This is a genomic window from Bartonella koehlerae C-29 (assembly GCF_000706625.1).
Classification (GTDB): domain Bacteria; phylum Pseudomonadota; class Alphaproteobacteria; order Rhizobiales; family Rhizobiaceae; genus Bartonella; species Bartonella koehlerae.
Window position 1 is genome coordinate 437,287 of sequence record NZ_KL407334.1, and the last position, 17,229, is coordinate 454,515.

The window sequence follows — 17,229 nt, forward strand, 5'->3', positions numbered from 1 at the left end:
ATAAGTAAGATTTGTATTAAGAAATATTTATAATTTTTTTAACCAGAAAATTGGAAATACAATCAGGCGTTTGCATTGAAAAATAAAAAAGGCCGCTAGAGAAAAGAGCGGCCTTAATGTAATTTATTCAATCATATTAATCTTGTTCTTGTTTTTTCAAAGCTGCACCAAGAATCTCGCCAAGAGAAGCACCTGAATCTGTAGAACCATATTGCGCAACAGCTTCTTTTTCTTCGGCAATTTCTAAAGCTTTGATAGACACTGAAAGTTTACGTGTTTTTTTATCAAATGCGGTAATGCGTGCATCAACCCTTTGTCCAATCGAGAAACGTTCTGGGCGTTGCTCATCACGATCACGTGCTAAATCAGCACGGCGAATAGTTGTTTCAAGATTATGATCAGTCAATTTTATATCAATGCCATTGTCATTTACTGCAGTTACTTCACATGTTACAACAGCACCTTTACGAAGTTCGCCAGAGGCTGCTGCTTCTCCAACTTTATCGCTGGAAAGTTGCTTGATTCCAAGAGAGATACGCTCTTTTTCAATGTCAACATCAAGGACTATAGCTTTAACGATGTCACCTTTATTGTAAGTATCAATAACTTGCTCCCCAGGACGGTTCCAATCAAGATCAGAGAGGTGAACCATACCGTCAACATCGCCTTCAAGACCAATAAAGAGACCAAATTCAGTTTTGTTTTTAACTTCCCCTTCGATTTGTGAATTTACAGGAAATTTATTAGCAAAAGCGACCCATGGATTTTCAAATGTTTGCTTTAAACCTAAAGAAATACGCCGTTTAGAAGGATCAATTTCCAGAACAACCACTTCCACTTCTTGTGATGTAGACAAAATTTTTCCGGGGTGGACATTTTTCTTTGTCCAACTCATTTCGGAAATGTGGATTAACCCTTCAATTCCTGGTTCGATTTCAACAAAACCACCGTAATCCGTAATGTTGGTAACAGCACCAGTAATTTTTTTACCAACTGGATACCGAGCACTGATACTTTCCCAAGGATCACTTTCAAGCTGTTTCATGCCAAGAGAGATACGGTGTGTATCTTGATTGATACGAATAATTTGGACTTTAATTGTTTGACCAATAGTGAGGATTTCAGATGGATGGTTCACACGCCGCCAAGCCATATCTGTGACGTGTAAGAGTCCATCGATTCCACCAAGATCTACAAAGGCACCATAATCAGTGATATTTTTAACCACACCTTCAACGATTTGATTTTCTTCAAGATTTTGTACGATTTCTGAACGCTGTTCAGCTCTGCTTTCCTCTAAGACAGTACGACGTGAGACAACAATATTGCCGCGACGACGATCCATTTTCAAAATTTCAAAGGATTGTGAATTATGCATGAGAGGTGAAACATCACGAATGGGACGAATATCAACTTGACTGCGAGGTAAGAAAGCGATTGCACCATCGAGGTCGACTGTAAAGCCTCCTTTTACTTGGCTAAAGATAATGCCATCGACGCGTGCACCGGCATTGAATTTTTCTTCTAAACGGATCCAGCTTTCTTCGCGACGTGCTTTTTCACGGGATAGAACAGCTTCTCCCATTGCATTTTCAATGCGTTCAATATAAACTTCCACTTCATCGCCAATTTGCAAGGAATCATCTTTTCCTTTAGCTCCAAATTCTTTGAGTGGAATACGTCCTTCGACTTTAAGTCCAGCATCAATAATAGCCATGTCTTTTTCGATTGCAATGACGCGACCTTTAACAACGGATCCTTCATTAAGATCATTGGTTTGGAAAGATTGCATTAAAAGTGCTTCGAAATCCGCTGTTGTAGGATTGTAGTGTGACATAAGAACTCCTGATACATACCTTAATTTTAAAAGGTATAAGCGCTAGGTTAGTGTTGATCCAAAGTAACTTCTTGCCTTTTTCTTTACAGGAAGAAAATTAGCGCTTGGCCGGAAATCACCCTGACGACTTTACCCAATTATACGCGCTTTTATGATCGGATCAATAAGAGCGCATGCAACTGTAAACGTTGCTTCTATACTCAATTCTGACGTATCAAGCAAGTAGGCGTCTTCCGCTTGTTTTAGCGGGCTTTGTTTGCGGGTTATATCGCGACTGTCACGTTGTTCAAGATTGGCGAGGATTTCGTGATAGTTTGCTTGCCCTCTTTTTTTCAAAACTTCTTGATAACGACGTTTTGCACGTGTTTGAACACTGGCTAAAACATAAAACTTAACATCCGCATCAGGGCAAACGATGGTACCAATATCTCGACCATCAAGCACGCTGCCTGGTAAAATTTTAGCAAAGTTACGTTGTTTTGTAACAAGAATTTCGCGTATAGTTGGTATGATTGCTATTTTTGAAGCAGCTTCACCAAGTTCATGAGAAGAAAGAAGAGCTGGATTTAAAGTATTAAAATCAAGTTCTCTAGCGTGGATAAGTGCACTTTTCTCATCATCGAAAGCCAATTTTTGTTGCAAAAGTGCATGAGCAACACCACGATAAGTAAGCCCAGTATCCAGATAGTGAAGATGATAATGCGTAGCAATTTTCCGTGCTAATGTTCCTTTTCCTGAAGCTGCTGGTCCATCAATTGCAATCACAAAAGGTTTCAAGAGATGTTCCCCCCAAGTTTTTGTATAAAAGAGATAAATTTTGGAAAGCTGGTAGCAATCATTCGTTTGTCATCGATGGTGACAGGTTTTTCTGAGACCAGCCCAAAGATAAGGAAGGACATGGCAATTCGATGATCAAGATGTGTAGTGACATGTCCACCACCTAATCCCTTGGTGGAGCCTTTTCCATGAACAATAAGAAAATTTTGACCTTCTTCACAGTCTACGTGGTTAATTTTGAGTCCTTGAGCAAGAGCAGACAATCGATCTGATTCTTTGACGCGCAATTCTTCAATTCCTAGCATAACTGTTTTACCTTCAGCAAAGGCTGCTGCTATTGCCAAAGCGGGATATTCATCAATCATTGACGGAGCGCGTTCTTTGGGCACAGTTACGCCTTTTAGTACTGATGATTTAACCCGCAAATCAGCAACATCTTCTCCACCTGTTTGGTGTTGGTTCAAAAGTTCAATTTGTGCTCCCATTTCCCACAATGTTTCGATAAGACCCATGCGAGAGTTATTGATAAGAACGTTTTCAATAGTAATATCAGAATCTTCTATAAGAAGAGCTGCGATAATTGGAAAAGCTGCAGAAGAGGGATCGCCTGGAATATGAATCGTTTGTCCGGTAAGGTGTGGTTGACCATTGAGATGAATAAAACGCGCTCCTTTTGCATCTTTTTCTATTTCAAGTTTAGCACCAAACGCTTTTAACATTTTTTCCGTATGATCTCGTGAGAGTATCGGTTCAATAACAGTTGTAGTACCAGCGGTATTGAGGCCAGCAAGTAGGATTGCTGATTTAACTTGAGAAGAAGCCATGGGAATACGATAGCGAATCGGGTTAGCCATTTTCGGACCATAAAGCGTTAAAGGGAGATAGTTGCCATGAGTTGCTTCGATTTCCACACCCATTAATTGCAGCGGGTCCAGAATACGTGCCATTGGGCGTTTGGAAAGAGAAGTGTCACCAATAAAGGTCGTTTTCATATGATAAGGTCCAACCATTCCCATAACCAGGCGTGCACCTGTTCCAGCATTGCCGAAATCTAAAGGTTTTTGTGCGGCTAACAAGCAGCCATTTCCGGTTCCGCGAATAATCCAGAGATCGTCTTTCTTAATAATACAGGCGCCCAGAGCTTTCATGGCAGAAGCTGTATTGAGAACATCACCGCTTTCAAGAAGTCCGTGGATATGTGTTTCACCACTTGCTAATCCTCCCAATATAAGGGATCGATGAGAGATTGATTTATCTCCTGGTATTTTAATTGTACCAGAAAGACGAGTAGATTTGTAAGCGGTTATGGATATTGTTTTTTGCATAGAAGTTCTATTTAATTCCTCTTTTTATTAAATGAAGCACTCTTTAACACATGCTTTGAAAGGCGTCATGAGGAAATCCATGTGAAACGATATATTTATCTTTGACAAAGACGTTATTTTTCGATTAAGCACCATAAAATTTATTTTTTAATAGATATAGTTAACTTAAAGAGGCACAGTTCATGGCAAAACAAGAACTTGGAACTAAGCGTATTGATCCAGAAACGGGAAAGAAGTTTTATGATCTTAATCGCGACCCTATTGTGTCGCCTTATACAGGAATTTCTTATCCTCGTTCTTATTTTGAGGTTGCGGCAGCTGAAGCAAATAGTGAAGAAGAAGTTGATACTGAAGAGCTTGATACAGCGCTTGAAAAATCTGCTTTTATGCTTTTGGAAGAGGATGGTGACGATCCTAAAGATGATGATCTTCCTGATTTGGAAGACAGTGATGTGGATTTAGGTGATGACGATGATACGTTTTTATCTCACGATGAAGACGACGAAGACGATGACGTTACCGATATTCTAGGAGGGGGTGTTTCGAAGGATGACGATTCTTAAGAGAAGTGAAAGAGCATTCTTTTCATGGAATGCAAATTCTTCTTGATCTTCGATTTTTCTCGTTCTAGAAAACTCCACAAGATTGTTTACCATCGGTGACAGGTCTGTCTTTATGTGGGGCTATAGCTCAGCTGGGAGAGCGTTTGCATGGCATGCAAGAGGTCAGCGGTTCGATCCCGCTTAGCTCCACCAAAAAGTCCATATTTGCTTAAAAAATCAGCTGCTTTATGCTTTGTTTGGGAAATGCTATTCATTATTCATAGTAATTGCCACAAGAGTCATTTCTCTTTTTATTTTTCAATGATTTCATAATGTACTGTGTCACAGCAGAATTTTGATTTATAAAGATAACTCATTATTTTGCATGTTGAATGAACTTTCCTAGTACCGTAAAATTCTTTCATTTCAAATTCTTGCATTCAGAATCAGGAAAAAACATTCGCTTGCACGTCACAAAATGAACGGACATCTGGATAGCAAGCGTTTAAGAAAGAAATAAAAATGTTTTTTATGAATCGTCTCAATGTAAGAGCAATCACACATGAGGAGCTCGCAAAGAGAATGATGATATTAGCTTATGACGACTATTTATTATAATACATTGTTTGTGAGCGTACAAGATTCATAGAGTTTTGTCGTTATAAAAGCAAAAAAGCAGATTGATGCTCTTTTGCAGTGCACACGAAAAGAAAAAGCGCGCTCTTTATCAATTTATGATATGATATGTAAAAAAGGAGCATCTGAAGAAGCACTATAATCAATAAAGATTATTTTTATACGATAAGAAATAATGATTATTTCTATCATTCAAGTGAACGCTTGTTTTGACATTTTTGCTTAAATCTAAAGTCTTTTGTAAAACTGTAGGGAGCTCTTATCGGTTCTATGAATGATCTAGAGACCACTTGTTTGAAGAAAAATTTATTAAATTACGAACAAATGGCTGTCAAATGGGGCTTATGCGTGGCATTTAATTTTGTGATTTAAATGTCTCAATAAAAGGCTTTTTTATTTCTCGCGGTGATGGAATCTTGTTTTTAAGATTAGATTACAGCACAACAGGGAAAATGGAATTATTTGAGGGGAAAAAAATAATGCCTTCTTACCGTTCAAGAATATCGACTCATGGGCGCAATATGGCAGGAGCCCGCAGTCTTTGGCGTGCAACAGGAATGAAAGAGTCTGATTTTGGTAAACCCATTATTGCGATTGCGAATTCTTTTACACAATTCGTACCAGGGCATGTTCATTTAAAGGATCTTGGGCAATTGGTGGCACAACAGATAGTGGCTTCTGGCGGTGTTGCGAAGGAGTTTAACACGATTGCTATAGATGATGGAATTGCTATGGGGCATGATGGGATGCTTTATTCTCTACCTTCACGTGAAATTATTGCTGATTCTGTTGAATATATGGTCAATGCTCATTGTGCGGATGCGCTTGTCTGTATTTCCAATTGTGACAAGATTACGCCTGGTATGTTAATGGCGTCTTTACGTTTGAATATTCCAACAATCTTTGTTTCAGGTGGTCCTATGGAGGCAGGTAAGGTTAAATGGAAAGATCAGGATCTGACTGTTGACCTCGTTGATGCCATGGTTGCTGCGGTTGCTGAAAATAACTCAGAGGAAGAAATTGCTGAGATGGAGCGTGCTGCTTGTCCTACATGTGGTTCTTGTTCAGGAATGTTTACCGCTAATTCTATGAATTGTTTGACAGAGGCATTAGGGCTATCTCTTCCCGGAAATGGATCAATGTTAGCAACGCATGCAGATCGTAAGATGCTTTTTGAAGAGGCTGGACGACAGATTGTCGTGTTAGTTAAGCGTTATTATGAGAAAGGCGATGAGACAGTTTTGCCGCGTTCTATTGCTTCATGCAAAGCTTTTGAAAATGCAATGACTGTAGATATTGCCATGGGAGGATCAACCAATACAGTACTTCATCTTTTAGCGGCAGCGCAAGAAAGTAAAGTGGATTTTACCATGACAGATATTGATCGTCTTTCACGTTGTGTTCCTGTTTTGTGCAAGGTTGCACCTGCTGTTGCGAATGTGCATATGGAAGATGTTCACCGTGCTGGTGGTATTATGGGACTTTTAGGCGAATTAGATGCGGCTGGACTCATTGATACATCTGCTTACACGGTTCATGCAAAAACGATGAAAGAAGCTCTATGCCGCTGGGATGTGAAACGAACCAATGAACCAAAGATTCATGAATTTTATCGTGCAGCTCCAGGGGGTATTTCAACCCAGACAGCGTTTAGTCAATCTCGTCGCTGTGATAGCCTTGATCTTGATCGTGAAAAAGGTATTATCCGCGATAGGGAACATGCTTATTCGCAAGATGGGGGGTTGGCTGTTCTTTATGGAAATCTTGCAAAAGATGGCTGTATTGTAAAAACAGCAGGCGTTGACCAATCAATTTTAACGTTTAAAGGTCCAGCAAGGATTTTTGAAAGCCAGGATTCAGCTGTTTCGGCAATCTTAGCCGATAAAATTCAATCAGGGGATATCGTTTTAATCCGTTATGAAGGTCCACGTGGTGGACCTGGAATGCAAGAAATGCTCTATCCTACGAGCTATCTTAAATCCAAAGGATTAGGAAAGGTTTGTGCACTTATAACAGATGGCCGTTTTTCGGGGGGAACTTCGGGGCTTTCTATCGGACATGTTTCTCCAGAAGCTGCTGAAGGAGGAGCAATTGCTCTAGTGGAAGAAGGGGATATCATAGAAATTGATATTCCTAATCGTACCATTCATATGTTGGTTGAGGATGGTGAACTAATGAATCGTCGTGCTAAAATGGAAGCAAAAGGAAAAGCAGCTTGGCAACCGATTGAGAAACGTAAGCGTAAAATTTCAAAGGCTCTTAAGGCATATGCAGCTATGACAACTTCTGCTGCAAAAGGTGCTGTGCGTAATATTTGATTTAAGTGAAGAATTCATTTTGTGAAAAACAGTTTTTTAGAGATTTTTGTGTCTTTTGCGCTCTTTAATAGGGTTATATCCCTCAATGCAAAACAAAACGCCATTGGATTGTAGATTCACGCGCTTGTTTTAAAGAAATATCTCTTAAGGCACCCAAGCCCATTTCGCGACAGCGCTCGTGGATGGTATACTGTAAAAGCCATTGAGTACCACCCTTTTTACGCTTATTAAAGGAGCAAGCCAGTACCATTGTTCTATTTGCTAGCTCAAAATGTTGCACCAGCCCTTGCATTGAGACGATTCATAAGAGACATTTTTATCCCTTTCTTTTAAGTGTTTTTATCCACACGTCAGCCTCGCTTATAATGGGCAAGTAAGTGGTTTTAATTGATTCAATATGAGAGGGTTTGAAATGAGAGAATCTTATGATATTCGGAGTTCTCTCATTCAAGTTGAAAAACGATAAATTATAATTATAAATCAATGTATTATATGCATGATGTTTCAAACGAGTTATTCGATAGATTTGACAGGATATGTCGAGTTATAATGAATATGATGTGAAGGTTTCTATGGATTTTATTTTTGAGCAATATTGCAAGAAGATGAGATGAAGTTTACCTTTGATGGATATTAATCACCTTTCAAAATATTTTCCAGTTTTGTATAAACTTGTACTTTTTGAGATAATGTCATAGGAATGAGCTTTATTGCGTTGATGGTATTATGAAACTTTTAGGGGAATGAGACGCAGTTAAACTGATCTTTCTTTATACAGTTCATGTAAAAACAATGAAAGAAGCTTTCTGTCCAATCACTATGAGATACGTCTAATGTATCTTAGTTTATTGAAAAAGCCTTCAATAAGATAATATTTTTTGTAAAGGTTCATCATTTTTATGCGATATTTTTCTATTTGAATGGAAAAGCAGGAAAGAAATGCAGTTGTTTTCTGCATGTTTTCTTTTTGCTCCTCTGAAGCATAATCTTTATCGGCAATAACTTTTTTGTATCTTAAAACCTTTTAAAAGTTGAAGTGTTTGAATAAGAGATCTTAATTCTCTGGAGTAAAAAAAAACGTAAAGATTGGTCCAAGGAATCCACTCCAGTATGAATTTTCTAAGTCAAATCTACTTGCATTTTTCCAACGCTTCTATCTCATAGTAACCTTATTTATAGCCCACGACACAATCTATAGTTTGCAACAAAGGAATGAGTTTGCCAAAATTGGCATCGCTTTTTACAGCTTCACCATCGTGGTCCATAGTCTTTTGATCAGTTCTTCTAAAATCGGACATCAGATTCCTTTTTGATATAAGGATTCATATAACGTTTAGAGATATTATGCTCTTTGCCATGGGATTCTATCATATTTGTTTGAGGGGAAGAGGAAGTTATACCATTTTTAATAACATGAACGCCTTCAAAAAAATGACAGAGAAGGTTTTTAGCTTTCACGCGCATCTGAAGATTTTTCCTCCATAAATAGTAAAACCTTTGCCAGTCTCTAGACTTTAATGATGGAATACTTCTCCCTAGCAACACTCTTATTCTTTGCAAAGGAACAGGACTACTACTCTACTTTTATTTTCACATCTTAACTTAAGGCACAAAACTTAAGAGTGATCAAGAAAGAGCTCTTGGCTCGATTTGTCATAAGAAATTATTTTTTTCAAGTTGTTTGAGGCGATAAAGGGCTTCTAAAGCTTCTTTAGGAGAGAGTTCGTCAGGATGAATATTTTTAAGAGCTTCATGGAGCATAGAACGTTTGTTTGTTTCTTCATTGAGGGAAGATATTGCTTTAAGGGAAAAAAGCGGTAAGTCATCAATTAATTTATGTCCTTTTCCCGCCATTTCACCTTGTTCTAATTGCTGTAGAACGTCTGTAGCACGCGTAATAACTTCTTTAGGAAGTCCAGCAAGTTTTGCAACTTGTACGCCGTAGGACCGGTCCGCAGTTCCTGGCGTGACTTCGTGAAGAAAAACCACACCACTATCCCAATTTTTAACTTTCATGGTTACATTATGAAGACGATCAAGTTTTTTTGTGAGTGCTGTCATTTCATGAAAATGCGTGGCGAGAATAGCACGACAGTGGTTAACTTCATGAAGATATTCAACAGTTGCCCAAGCAATTGAAAGCCCATCAAAAGTTGATGTTCCTCGTCCAATTTCATCAAGAATAACAAGGGAATGATGACTAGCATGATTAAGAATCGTTGCTGTTTCAACCATTTCCATCATGAAAGTTGAACGCCCCCGTGCAAGATCATCAGAAGCACCAACACGACTAAATAAGCGATCAACAACGCCAATGTGGGCTGAGGTAGCTGGAACAAAGGACCCCATTTGCGCCATAATGGCGATGAGAGCATTTTGCCGCAAAAAAGTTGATTTTCCTCCCATATTAGGACCTGTTAAAAGCCATATTGCTGCATATTGGTGATTTTCTTGCAAAGAAAGGTCGCAGTTATTGGCAACAAAGGGCTCTGCTGCTTGCTTTCGGAGCGCTTGTTCTACGACAGGATGGCGTCCTGCGGTAATACAAAACGTAAGAGACTGATCAATTTTAGGACGACAATATCCTTGTTCTTCAGCCAAATGCGCTAAAGCGACAGAGACATCTAAAACAGCAAGTGCTTCAGAAGCTTTACGAATGAAATCAACTTGTTCAGTAATTTCACGAACAAGAGTGTCAAAGATTTCCAATTCAAGCGTTAGTGCATGGTTAGCTGCATGGGCAATACGGCTTTCAAGTTCAGCAAGTTCTGTTGTGGTAAAGCGCATAGCATTTGCCATTGTTTGTCGATGAATAAAACGTGCTTTTTTTTGTGGGGTATTGGTGAGAGCGGTTGCCTGTAAGTTGGTCACTTCAATGAAGTAGCCTAGAATATTGTTATGCTTGATTTTGAGTGTTTTAATATCTGTTTCTTTAGCATATTGTGCTTGAAGTTCAGCAATAACACGGCGAGATTCATCACGCAAAGCACGCATTTCATCGAGCTCTTTATGATAATGAGAGCGAATAAAACCACCGTCTCGTTTAAGTAGGGGCAGATCATCGGCTAATGCTTGTTCCAAACGAAAATGCAAAGTAGTAGGTAAATGTGAGAAAATCTGTTGTACATCACTGATTTCTTGAGGAAGCAATTTATTGCTAAGAAGCTGGTGAAGTTCACGAATGATTTCAAAACCGCGCTGGATTGCAGCCATATCACGTGGTCCTCCTCGGCCAAGAGCCAAACGTGAAACGGCACGTGGCATATCTGGTCCCCCTTTTAAGATGAGCTTTATGGCTTCTGCAAGAGATGTATTGCTCAGAAAAAAGGTAATCGAATCCAGACGCTTATCAATAGCTGACGGCGTGGTAAGAGGTGCAATGAGGCGATCGAGAAGAAGGCGTGATCCCCCTCCTGTTACGGTGCGATCAATGGCTTTTAATAAGCTTCCATCTCGTTGTCCCGATGTAGTTCGGACAAGCTCAAGACTCAATCTCGTTGCGGCATCAATGAAAAGGGTAGCACTTTCATTTTGGCGTTCAGGACGCATGAGAGGAGGGCGATGCGTGATTTGTGTTTTTTCGATGTAACGAATAGCTGCGGCAATTGCTGACAATTCGAGGCGTGAATAATCAGCAACGCCTTCAAGGGTTGAAAGTTTAAAATAATTGCAAATGTCGCGTTCAGCAGTGATGACCTCAAAGAGGCTAGCGTGTTGAGGCGAAACGATACGACCGAGAATATTAAAAAGTGATTTATGGGATTTATCATGGAAAAAGGAATCAGCCACAATGATTTCTTGTGGATCGACGCGCATAATGTCTGCTAAAAGTTTTTCGAGTCGACTTTCTGTTACACGAAATATACCTGTTGAGATATCAATCCAGGAAAGGGCAAATTCCTCTCCATCACTGGTTTTAATGCAGGCAAGTGTCATCAGATAGTTTGCACGCGTTGGATCGAGGAGTTTTTCTTCTGTTATGGTTCCAGGTGTAACAAGGCGCACGACATCGCGCCGAACGATTGATTTTGATCCCCGTTTTTTAGCTTCTGCTGGATTTTCTGTTTGTTCACAAACAGCAACACGATAACCACAGGAGATCAATTTTTGTAAATAATCATCTGCAGCATGAACTGGAACACCACACATAGGAATATCTTCACCTAAATGTTTTCCGCGTGTTGTGAGTGTAATTCCTAAAACTTGAGCAGCTTCAATCGCATCATTAAAAAATAATTCATAGAAATCACCCATACGGTAAAAAAGAAGACAATCACTATTAACTGCTTTGATTTCGATATATTGCTCCATCATAGGTGTGAGACGTTCTTTATATGGAACAGATGAGGGATCGGATTGTGGGGCTAAATCGTTTTTATTATCAGTCTTATTATCCATTTTTACGCGCTCGTTTCCTTCAAGTGAGGCTTTGATACCCTTTTTTATTTACTTCAATGTTTATCTTCATTATCTGTAAATTGAAACGCATGATCAGGTCTGTTAAAGCGAGCATAGCGATTTCTGGCATCTGAATCAAATTGTAAAATTAGATAATTACACGCATTATTGAGCGTGTTTTTGGGAGAACTTAAGTAAGATGAAAAAGAAAGAGCAAGATCAGAAAACGCACCAAACGGTTTATAATATCAGTGAACAAGAAGCTCTTGATTTTCATAGTCGTGGTCGTCCTGGAAAGCTTGAGATTGTTGCAACAAAGTCTATGGAAACGCAATATGATTTAGCACTTGCTTATTCTCCAGGTGTTGCTGTTCCAGTTAAAGCGATTGCTCAAAATCCAGAATTGGCTTACGATTACACAGCAAAGGGCAACCTAGTTGCTGTTATATCAAATGGAACGGCTATATTGGGTTTAGGAAACTTAGGTGCACTAGCATCTAAACCGGTAATGGAAGGTAAAGCAGTACTTTTTAAGCGCTTTGCAGATATTGATTCCATTGATCTGGAAATTGATACGAATGATCCAGAAAATTTTATCAATCTGGTCCGTTATTTGGAGCCCTCTTTTGGTGGCATAAATCTGGAAGATATTAAAGCACCAGAGTGTTTTATGATTGAAAGTCGCTTACGCGAGGTTATGAATATACCCGTTTTTCATGATGATCAACACGGTACAGCAATCATTGTGGCTGCTGGAATACTCAATGCCTTGTATTTAACGGGGCGTAATATGGAAAATACGCGGTTAGTTTGTAATGGTGCGGGTTCTGCAGGAATTGCTTGTATCGAGCTTATTAAGGCGATGGGATTTCGACCTGAAAATATCATCTTATGTGATACAAAAGGTATTGTTTATGAGGGGCGCGAAGAGGGGATGAATCAGTGGAAGTCTGCTCATGCTATTCGAACAGATAAACGCACGCTTGCTGAAGCGATGGAAGATGCGGATGTGTTTTTTGGGGTTTCTGCTAAAGGTGCGATTACCCCTGAAATGGTAAAGTCGATGGCACCTCATCCGATCATTTTTGCTATGGCTAACCCTGATCCAGAAATTACGCCGGAAGAAGTGATGCAAGTGCGTAAGGATGCTATTATCGCAACAGGTCGTTCTGATTATCCAAATCAGATTAATAATGTTCTTTGTTTTCCTTATATATTTCGTGGTGCGCTTGATGTGCGTGCGACAGTTATTAATGAAGATATGAAGATTGCTGCTGCAAAAGCTATTGCGGATTTGGCTCATGAGGAAGTACCTGACAGCGTTGCCGAAGCTTATCGTGGAAAGCGGTTGAAATTTGGTCCGAATTATATCATTCCTGTTCCTTTTGACCCGCGTTTGTTTACTGTTGTTTCAATTGCGGTGGCAAAAGCGGCGATGGAAAGTGGTGTTGCACAAAGACACATTGATGATTTAGAAGCTTATGAGCGTGATTTGAATGCGAGACGTGATCCCATTTCCTCTATAATGCGTGGTGTTTATAATCACGTTCGTCAGGCACCAAAACAAATTGTCTTTGCCGAAGGTGAAGAAGAGCAAGTAATACGGGCAGCCGTTTCCTATGTCCATCAAAAATTGGGACAGGCGATTTTGATTGGTCGTGAAGAACAAGTGAGAGAAAATGCTGCTGTTGCTGGAATTGATCTTGAGCGTGAAGGCATTTCTGTTATGAATGCTAAGCTGTCTTGTCGTTTGGATGATTACGCGAATTATCTTTATAAAAAGATGCAGCGCCAAGGTTGGTTGTTGCGTGATTGTCACCGCCGCATCAATAATGATCGCAATTACTTTGCTGCTTGTATGGTGGCGTTAGGGGATGCTGATGCAATGGTTACAGGGGTTACACGCAATTATGAAACAGCGTTGATTGATATTCGCCGGGTAATTGATGAAAAACCGCAAGAACGATTGATTGGTATTTCAATGGCCATTTGTCGCGGACGAACTGTGTTTATTGCCGATACAGCTGTTTATGAGAATCCTAACGCTGAGGAATTTGCTGATATAGCCGAACAGACAGCTTCTTTTGTTCGTGGGTTAGGGTATCAGCCACGGGTAGCATTTGTGGCATTTTCTACTTTTGGTTATATGAAAGGACAGGTTACGCGCCATATTCAAGATGCCATTAATATTTTACATGAACGCGGAGCTGACTTTGAATTTGATGGAGAAATAAGTGCTGATGTAGCGCTTAATGTGAAATTGATGCAGCAATATCCCTTTATGGGAATAACGGAACCTGCTAACATTTTGGTGATGCCTGGATATCATGCATCTTCTATAGCAAGTAAAATGTTGCAAGAGCTTGGTGAAGCAACCATTATTGGCCCTATTTTAATTGGACTGGAAAGATCTATCCAAATTGTACCATTTAGTGGCAGCAATACGGATGTTGTCAATATCGCAACCCTAGCCGCTTATCATGCAAAAAAGTTATAAAAAATAAAGGCCTTTGATATTCCAAGGCCTGTTTGATAAAAAATAAATTTTTAAGATGATAGTGTTTGGCTGTTTTTTTGTTCTTCAGCAACACGCTTTTGAAAGAGAGCTGCAAAATCAATTGGATCAATTCTCAAAGGTGGGAAACCACCATTTTGGGTAGCGTCAGAGATAATCTGCCGAGCAAATGGGAACAAAAGACGGGGGCATTCAATAAAAACAAGTGGCATAACATGCTCTTGGGGAATGTTTTCGATATGGAAAACGCCACCGTAAATCAATTCTACATGAAATAATGTTTCACTATCATCACTAGCTTTAACTGAGAGTGATAAAACAACATCATAATTGTCATCACCAATTGGATTAGCATTGACATTAATATTAATATCAATTTGTGGTGCTTTTTCACGTGGACGCAGTGAGCGAGGGGCACTTGGGTTTTCAAATGAAAGATCTTTTAAATATTGAGCTAATACAGCAAAAACGGGTTCTCCATTATTGTTGTTCATTTCACTTTCAGCCATACTACTAACCTCTCATCATAATGTATGTATTTCTATTTTAGATCTAAAGACAATGCTGGTTATCATGCCTTGCAAAAGGTTGCAAGAAATGCTCTGCTTGTCTTGGTTATTTTTTAGTTCGTTACAGATTTTTGCTTTTTTCAATGATTATTATTTATGTCATGACGATTCTGTGGTATTGTTGATTTGGTAGTCTTCTGCTTTAAGATCGATTATTTTCTCAGACTCATTTTTGGTCTTAGTACTGTTTTTATTATGTGTATTCATTTTATTCCTAAGTGATGAAAACAAATACCAAGCAGCAGCACGAACTGGTTTAATAAGAAGTAATATTCCCAAAATATCGCTTACAAAACCGGGAAGAATAAGCAAAATCGCGCCAATAATGATGCAGCCATCATTGATGATATAATGCTCTAGTGTTTGCCTTTGGAGAAGCTCACGTTGTATATTTTTAAAAAGGCTTCCCCCTTGAATTCTTAACAAAATGCTTCCAGCTATTGTCGTTAGAATAACCAAACTCAAAGTTGCCAAAATTCCAATTTCTTTTCCAACGAAGATAAAACCGGCAATTTCAACGAAGAGAGTGCTAAGGGTAAAAATGATGAAAAAGCGAGGATTTATAAAGTAAAATTTGATCACATGAAAATTCCCTATTTTACATATTTATTGATAAATGATATTGACTGCAATGTTTATTGTAAATCATCTTAGTTTTGGAGATTGACAGTGCCCATGGAATTTGACATCGTACTTGTCTTAGCTCTTATTATTATGGTTGTTATTTTCATGCAACTTCGTAATGTATTAGGAAAACGGATTGGTTTTGAAAAGCCTCCGTTTGATCCTTATACGAGTTGTTCTAAAAAACAGATTGAAACAGAAACGGCTGATAATATTGCTTCTTTCCCTCATCAAGTCAATTCGCAAAAGAATGATTTTAGCGAAATTGATGCAATTGCACCTGAAGGAAGTGCACTAAATGAAGGTTTACGGGCACTTCGCCAGAGTGATCCTCATTTTTCTCCTCAATTTTTTATAAAGGGAGCGCAAGTTGCTTATGAAATGATTGTAACAGCTTTTGCTAAAGGGGATCGTGATCAACTTAAGAGATTGCTTTCTCAAGATGTTTTTGAGAGCTTTGCTGCTGCCATTGAACAACGCGAAAAAAACAATGAGAGAGTTCAGTTTATTTTTATCGGAATTAATAAAATCGAATTTGTTGCAGCAGCAATGCAAGAAAAGGAAGAATTTTTGACTATACGTATTGTTAGTGAAATGATTTCTGCGACTTACAATGAGCAGGGAGAACGTATAGATGGTGATCCTGATACTATTGTAGAAATTAGAGATATTTGGACTTTTGTTCGCAATAGTCTATCAACAGATCCGAACTGGAAGCTTTTTGCAACAGAAGATGAAGATTAAAATATTTTTTGTCTGTAAAGTCGTATAAATAAGATTTATTTATTAAGAGATTGAAGATTGAAATGTCTACGGATGAATGGAGAACAAAAAGGAATCCATTGGTTTCACAGGACCGATTTCTTTGGGAGAAGGTGTGTCGTACCACAATACCGCTTCATAAAAAGCACTATTCTTCTTTTGCAAAAGGTATCGTAAATGTTGCTAAAAATGCGGCGAAGATCGACAATAAGAAACAATACATAACACAAATCCTACCATGGTCTCAGACAAACATACAGCCATTAACGGAGGTTAAAAGAGAAAAGAAGGCGATTGCACAAACACATAAGATTCATTTTTTTGATCGTGTTATCTATCGTAAAATTGCCAAAGGTCATTATTCTATTGAGGCTCGTCTTGATCTTCACGGTTGTATGCAAGAAGAAGCCTATTTTTTCTTGAAAAAATTTCTCCAATCATCTCAGCAGAATGGATTGCGTTATGTACTCGTGATCACAGGAAAAGGCCGTTCACTGGGGAGTAATGGTGTTTTGTATCAGTTTGTTCCTCACTGGTTATCAACACCGGCTTTTCGATATTATGTTCATGCCTTTGAGCAAGCAGCTCGCCAACATGGTGGTGATGGTGCGCTTTATATTCGATTGCGCCGTCTTTTACCTAGGAAAGGGCATGATGTTGTTTAAGCTGCTTTAGGTTTTGATATTGGTTTCATCATTTATCATATTTTAAGTTTATAAAAGAATGTGAGAGTACGCAATTTTATTATAGATATTTATACGCTATTGCGTTCAATTTTTACGTACAGTCATTCTGCTTTTTAAGAGAATTGAATGAGCATTATTGCTCAAAAAACATTTGTGAAATTAAAAAACGTTTGAAGGACTACAGATTTTTTAGATTTTGGTTTTTCTTTAGCGATTAAGCATTTGTATACTGGTTTGATT

At 38.8% G+C, this 17,229-nt stretch carries 12 protein-coding genes, 1 tRNA gene and 1 pseudogene; 6 read left to right on the forward strand and 8 right to left on the reverse strand.

The genetic code is table 11. From position 1 onward, the window contains the following. Window positions 1-136 precede the first annotated feature (136 nt). From rpsA to aroA, 3 genes are all read right to left on the reverse strand, one after another. The gene (gene rpsA, locus O9A_RS01870; protein WP_034458240.1) at window positions 137-1,837 is read right to left on the reverse strand and encodes a 30S ribosomal protein S1; all 1,701 of its coding nucleotides are present in this window, start codon (window positions 1,835-1,837) and stop codon (window positions 137-139) included. A gap of 129 nt (window positions 1,838-1,966) precedes the next feature. Beyond that, the gene (gene cmk, locus O9A_RS01875) at window positions 1,967-2,614 is read right to left on the reverse strand and encodes a (d)CMP kinase (protein WP_034458241.1); all 648 of its coding nucleotides are present in this window, start codon (window positions 2,612-2,614) and stop codon (window positions 1,967-1,969) included. Continuing rightward, on the reverse strand, window positions 2,611-3,939 hold the full coding sequence (gene aroA, locus O9A_RS01880) for a 3-phosphoshikimate 1-carboxyvinyltransferase (RefSeq protein ID WP_034458243.1): 1,329 nt from the start codon (window positions 3,937-3,939) through the stop codon (window positions 2,611-2,613). The genes cmk and aroA overlap by 4 nt, the downstream gene beginning before the upstream one ends. Window positions 3,940-4,121: 182 nt before the next feature. On the opposite strand from aroA, the gene O9A_RS01885 reads away from it, so the two are divergent. From O9A_RS01885 to ilvD, 3 genes are all read left to right on the forward strand, one after another. Then, window positions 4,122-4,502, forward strand: coding sequence for a TIGR02300 family protein (locus O9A_RS01885; protein ID WP_034458244.1), 381 nt, complete (start codon window positions 4,122-4,124; stop codon window positions 4,500-4,502). A 116-nt stretch (window positions 4,503-4,618) separates the two neighbouring features. Beyond that, window positions 4,619-4,694 (forward strand) — tRNA-Ala (locus O9A_RS01890). 902 nt (window positions 4,695-5,596) lie between these two features. Then, entirely contained in the window at window positions 5,597-7,435 is a 1,839-nt protein-coding gene (ilvD, locus tag O9A_RS01895) for a dihydroxy-acid dehydratase (protein WP_034460160.1), read from the forward strand. Window positions 7,436-7,480: 45 nt separating this feature from the next. Here the strand turns inward: ilvD and O9A_RS07610 are convergent. From O9A_RS07610 to mutS, 3 genes and pseudogenes are all read right to left on the reverse strand, one after another. Then, a pseudogene (locus O9A_RS07610) lies at window positions 7,481-7,674 on the reverse strand (integrase arm-type DNA-binding domain-containing protein); the annotation flags it as partial. Between the two features lie 930 nt (window positions 7,675-8,604). Beyond that, window positions 8,605-8,733: a hypothetical protein gene (locus O9A_RS08535; RefSeq protein ID WP_280948999.1), complete on the reverse strand. Its 129-nt coding sequence runs from the start codon at window positions 8,731-8,733 to the stop codon at window positions 8,605-8,607. A 355-nt stretch (window positions 8,734-9,088) separates the two neighbouring features. Then, window positions 9,089-11,833: a DNA mismatch repair protein MutS gene (mutS, locus tag O9A_RS01905; RefSeq protein ID WP_034458248.1), complete on the reverse strand. Its 2,745-nt coding sequence runs from the start codon at window positions 11,831-11,833 to the stop codon at window positions 9,089-9,091. A 199-nt stretch (window positions 11,834-12,032) separates the two neighbouring features. Here mutS and O9A_RS01910 point away from each other — a divergent pair, with 199 nt between their 5' ends. Next, window positions 12,033-14,330 (forward strand): NADP-dependent malic enzyme, encoded by a 2,298-nt coding sequence (locus tag O9A_RS01910; RefSeq protein ID WP_034458250.1) that lies wholly within the window; start codon window positions 12,033-12,035, stop codon window positions 14,328-14,330. 50 nt (window positions 14,331-14,380) lie between these two features. Here O9A_RS01910 and secB read toward each other — a convergent pair whose 3' ends face one another. Together secB and O9A_RS01920 are read right to left on the reverse strand one after the other, a co-directional pair. Further along, a complete protein-coding gene (secB, locus tag O9A_RS01915; protein ID WP_034458252.1) occupies window positions 14,381-14,857 on the reverse strand; it encodes a protein-export chaperone SecB in 477 nt (158 codons plus the stop codon). Between the two features lie 159 nt (window positions 14,858-15,016). After that, window positions 15,017-15,499: an FxsA family protein gene (locus O9A_RS01920; RefSeq protein ID WP_034458253.1), complete on the reverse strand. Its 483-nt coding sequence runs from the start codon at window positions 15,497-15,499 to the stop codon at window positions 15,017-15,019. 93 nt (window positions 15,500-15,592) lie between these two features. Between O9A_RS01920 and O9A_RS01925 the strand changes: the two genes are divergently transcribed. Then, a complete protein-coding gene (locus O9A_RS01925; RefSeq protein WP_034460161.1) occupies window positions 15,593-16,285 on the forward strand; it encodes a Tim44/TimA family putative adaptor protein in 693 nt (230 codons plus the stop codon). 62 nt (window positions 16,286-16,347) lie between these two features. Further along, entirely contained in the window at window positions 16,348-16,968 is a 621-nt protein-coding gene (locus O9A_RS01930) for a Smr/MutS family protein (RefSeq protein WP_034458255.1), read from the forward strand. Window positions 16,969-17,229 lie beyond the last annotated feature (261 nt).